The organism is Stenotrophomonas sp. SrG (assembly GCF_050031795.1).
Lineage (GTDB): Bacteria > Pseudomonadota > Gammaproteobacteria > Xanthomonadales > Xanthomonadaceae > Stenotrophomonas > Stenotrophomonas rhizophila_A.
In genome coordinates this window covers 1-243 of record NZ_JBNBBE010000896.1, presented here as the reverse complement: position 1 = coordinate 243, position 243 = coordinate 1, and the positions used below count along the sequence as shown (strand labels likewise).

General features: G+C 66.3%; 1 pseudogene. It reads right to left on the bottom strand.

Annotated elements, in window-relative coordinates:
* A pseudogene (locus ACQG3P_RS22090) lies at positions 1–243 on the bottom strand (AraC family transcriptional regulator); the annotation flags it as partial.

Genomic DNA, 243 nt, shown 5'->3' with positions numbered 1-243 from the left:
TGCCTGCCCGCACGGCAGGTTCGAACGCAGGCTGAGTTCGGTGAGTTTGCGCTGCACCCGCTGCATGGGCGTAAGCAGGAAGCTGAACCGGCTGCCGGCACTGAACGCGAATTCACTGGCGCCTTCGGGAAACACCGTCAATGCCGTACCCGCGCCCAGACTCCCGCCGTGGCACCAGCTTCGCGATGGGTCGGCCTCGTGGATGAACCCGAGCAGGCACCATTCCGGCGGCACCACGAAGCG